Genomic DNA, 4,143 nt, shown 5'->3' with positions numbered 1-4,143 from the left:
CGGGCGCATTTTCGAGATACTCCGTGTCGGTCCCGCCCGAACCGTAGTGGTTGACGAGCGCGACCCGTCCGTTCGTTCGAATGCGAATGATGTAGCGATAGACCGAATCGTCGCGGGGCGTGTCACCGTGGACGAAGTAGATGTCTCCCTCGGGTCCGACGTCGATCCATCCCGGGTTGAGGAGGTCCATCTCGGTTGCCAGGGATCCCTCGATGTCCGCGTGGTACTCCCGTCCACCGCTCCCCGGGTCCGGGGCCGAATCGCCGGTCCCCGCAACGACGGTCATCATTCCGTCGGTGCTGATCTTGTAAACGTATTCGTTGTTGAAGTCCGTCGCGTAGATCTCGTCGTCCGGCCCGATCGCGATGTCGCGAAACACGCCCGCATCTTCGAAGGTCACGGGCGAATCCTCGGACAGTTCGATCTCATCGAGCGTGATGAATCCGCCCCTGCTCTCGTCCAGAGACTCGGCCGACGCTTTCATGACCCACGAGCCGGAGCCCGCGTACACCGTCCCATCGGAGCCGGTCGCGATGCCCCGCGGATTGCTCTCTCTCAGTTCGGCGGTTTCGATGGTTTCCGAGATGCCCGCTCCCAGCGACCGTTTCGTCCCGTCGCCGTACTCGATTGTGGGGCGAAGTTCGTCGAAGAGCATGTGGTGGGCATCGACCGTCCAGCCGCCGAGCCCGTGGACGCCCGCATCGTACCTGTAGAGCTCCATGTCCCAGTTGTTCACCAGCCGGAACGTGGTATCGTTTCGCCCTCCGTCGAGCGAGACGGAACTCGGGTAATCGAACGTTCCACCGGTCACCCTGGTGGGACCACTCCCGCCGCTGTCTCCGCTGCTCACCCGGTCTGCAACTTCGTTCGAGGATCCGTGCATTCCCTCGTAGACGTGTGCGATTTCGCCCGTGACGTGTGCGCCACCCTGTATGCCGCGGCCGTACGTGTCCGTCGCGTCCCACGTAAACTCGTGGTTTAGCCCGGTTTCGATCTCGTCACCGCTCCAGGTGGCCGTGTAGCCGTTTCCTTCCACGAGGACTGTCGATTCGACCCGCTTCAGGAGATCGTCGTCCGGGTCGAACTCCTCGTCGGTGACGGGAACCGTGATCGACCGTGGCGGGAGATAGCCCTCGACACGACGGCTTGCGTACGCCAGCGAGCGATCGGTTCCAGGGATCGGAATCGTGATCCGTGCGGTCTGGTTCTGCACTTCGATGTCTGTTTCGTATGGCATGTTTCTCAGTACCTCGCTGCGCTGTGTTCACAGGGGTCGTCGTCTACGTCGCCGTCTGGTCCGTCCGGGCTCTGTGTCGGCCCATCGACGTCATCCGGCGGGACGGCCGCCCAGTTGCAGTCCCACGACGAGAAGTGTGGCACCGGCGTCCGCCAGAGTTCGTCACCCTCTTCGTACACCTCGGCGACGAATTCGAGTTCGGCGTCGGTGAATGCGAGTTCGTCGAGGACGTCTTCGTCCGCCGGCTCACCCTCACCATCGAGGTCGATTTCGGCTTTCTGGCCGGAGGCGTCGAGCACTTCGAGGACGATGCCGTCGGGATACGCCTCCCAGCTCGATGATCCCTCGTCGAACGACCCCATCGGCACGAGTTCGCCGACCGGAAAGCCGGTGAAGTTCTCCAGGTAGTGATACACCGGCTCGTCGAACTCGACGTCGCCATCCTCGCCCGGAGCGATGAACGCCGAGCCATCACCGTCGCCGTCGGTGTCTCCATCAGAATCGTCGTCGGTGTCCCCGTCGGCATCGGGATCGCGTGCGATGAACTCCAGGGCGTAGGTGTACGCGATCTGTCTCGGGAGCCGCCCGGGCATCGCCTCGGGACCGTTCTCGCCGACGGTGAACTCGGTGGCGCTGATCTCCAGCCGTTCGGGCGCGGTGCCGCCGTCGATACTCACTGCCGACGTGTTCGGCGGGACGAACAGCGTCGCCTGTCGCTCGCCGTCCGCGTCTGATTCGACGGACGCCTGCACGACCTGGCCCTCGTCGACGTCCATCTCGACGATCGTTCGGTTGGGATCCTCGGGAATCATCGCCACGTCCCGGGGGATCCGTTCGTACTGGCGCCACCTCGGTTCGAACTTCCGCTGGACGGGGAGGTAGTCGGGGTGCTCGAAGCGGACGACAATCGTTCCGCCGCCGTTGATCACCATGTCGAAGCGGCCGTCCGCGCGGGTGCGCGTCTTGCCGAACTCCGGGCGATCCCTGATCCGGACGGTCACGTTCGGGAGAGGCTCGCCGTCACGTGTTTTCACCCGACCTTTCAGGATGGTGTGGCGGTGCTCTTCCAGCTGCTCGACATCGACGTCCGTCTGTGGCGGATCGTCCCCTTCGTAGAGGAATTTCGTCGTCTCCGCCATCGTCGTCCGGGTCGTCGTATCCGGTTCCGGCGGGTCGAGCACCAGTGGTTCGAGGTCCGGCGAGGCGCTGACCTCCGTGGATGGATCGCTCTCGCCCGCGTCGTTGACTGCCGTCACGACGTAGTGGTAATCCGTCTCCCCGTCGAGACCGGAATGGGTGTACGGCGCCGTAGCTCCCCCGATGGCCGCTCCGGAGTCCGGAGTGACGCCGGACTCGGTCGCCCAGTAGATGGTGTACGAGTCGGCATCAGACACCGGATCCCACGAGAGTTCGACGGACGCTTCGCCCGCGGTCGCAGTCACACCCGTCGGTGCGTCGAGGGACGGCTCCGGTGTCGGTGTCGGCTCCGGCGTTGGGGTTTCGGTCGGCGTGTCGGTTGGGGTCGGCGTCTCGGTTGGGGTCGGCGTCTCGGTTGGGGTCGGCTCTGGTGTTGACGGATCGGACGATGATCCCCTCGATGGCGAGGACGAGGTACGATCCGGCGTCTCGGTTGGGGTCGGGGTTGGAGTTTCGGTCGGTGTCGGTGTCTCCGTTGGTGTCGGCGTTTCCGTCGGTGTCGGCGTCCCCGTCGGTGTCGGCGTCCCCGTCGGTGTTTCGGTCGGTTCCGGTGTGGACGTCTCGGTCGGCTGTGGCTCCTCGTCGTCTCCGAACCGTTCACGAAGCCAACTCGTACATCCCGCGGTGAAGGCTGCTGCCGCCGTCGCCGCCGTGGCGAGTCCCCGTCTCCGGCCGGTCGACGTCGGAACCGTAATCTCGACGTTCGCACCGCTTCGGACACGTTCGTCGGGCTCGAAGACCGTGAGCTGGTCGTCATCGTCGAGGACGAAAACGACGGGAATCGGCTCCTCCGGAGTGATCGCGTCCGTCTCCAATCGGAAACGGCCCTCGTCGTCGGCCACGGTCCTGTCGAGCACCACGGAATCGGCAGACGCTTCCCGCTCGCGGCGGAGTTCGACTGTCAGCCCGGCACGTGGAGTGTCCGTCCGCTCGTCAGTGAGGACGCCGACGACTGTGAGCGGCTCAGTCATGTGTCGTCCTCCGAAAGCCGCGCTTCGGCACGCGGGCGGACGACGCTCGCATACCGCTGGACGGCTGTTTCGGGATCGAGTTGTGTCTCCCGGCTGCCGCTGGCGGCGATCACACCGAGATGACCGCTCGGAAGGATCTCTACCCGGATCGCGTCGACGTTCGATCCCGAGACGGTCATCCACGAGACCGCGTCGGCCCCGTGAGCCGTTCGCGTCGTGGTCCCCGTATGTTCCTGGCCCACCCAGTCGTCGGTCGCGGCGACGAGGGCGTCCGCGAAACCATTGGCGGGGAAGATCGCACTCTCGACGGATCTCGGCCCGTCCGCCGAGGCCGTCGCGAGGAACGCCGCCACGGTGCCGTCGGCCGGGGTAAACGCCGAAACGGCCAGGTCGAGGGCGCTTGACAGCGGGGCGTCGGCCGGGTCGACTCGCCACTCGACGTAGCTGGATCCCCCAACGAGGTCATCGACAGTCAAAACGGGGGGGCCTGACGCGGACCTGCTGGCGAGACCGGCACGTTCGACCGCCCGCTCTGCACCGCCGACCGTCACGGCCATCGTCCCCGCCAGAAATGCGCGACGGGAAAGCTTACCGCCTGCTTCCTCCCCGAGCGAGGAAATTCGATCGAGCATCCCCGTCATGTGTCCCGCCCGTGGATCCGTTCCGGTTGCGCCGGGTCGTACACGGCGGCGTTTCCCGCGACTGGTTCGTCGCCCGATGCGACTGGTTCGTCGCCCG

Annotated in this window: 3 protein-coding genes; all 3 read right to left on the bottom strand. The window is 65.5% G+C overall.

Features of this window, described 5'->3' with window-relative positions; all coding sequences use genetic code 11:
• On the bottom strand, positions 1 to 1,237 hold a 1,237-nt coding region (locus QZT59_RS11040; protein WP_290815829.1), incomplete at its 3' end, for a hypothetical protein.
• Between the two features lie 5 nt (positions 1,238 to 1,242).
• Positions 1,243 to 3,405, bottom strand: a complete 2,163-nt coding sequence (locus tag QZT59_RS11035) for a carboxypeptidase-like regulatory domain-containing protein (RefSeq protein ID WP_290815827.1) — start codon at positions 3,403 to 3,405, stop codon at positions 1,243 to 1,245.
• A complete protein-coding gene (locus QZT59_RS11030) occupies positions 3,402 to 3,962 on the bottom strand; it encodes a hypothetical protein (protein ID WP_290815825.1) in 561 nt (186 codons plus the stop codon). The genes QZT59_RS11035 and QZT59_RS11030 overlap by 4 nt, the downstream gene beginning before the upstream one ends.
• Between the last annotated feature and the right edge of the window lie 181 nt (positions 3,963 to 4,143).

Origin of the sequence: Halovivax sp. (genome assembly GCA_007119345.1) — an archaeon.
Classification (GTDB): domain Archaea; phylum Halobacteriota; class Halobacteria; order Halobacteriales; family Natrialbaceae; genus Halovivax.
The sequence above is the reverse complement of the archived record's forward strand: the minus strand, read 5'-3'. Positions and strand labels throughout refer to the sequence as shown.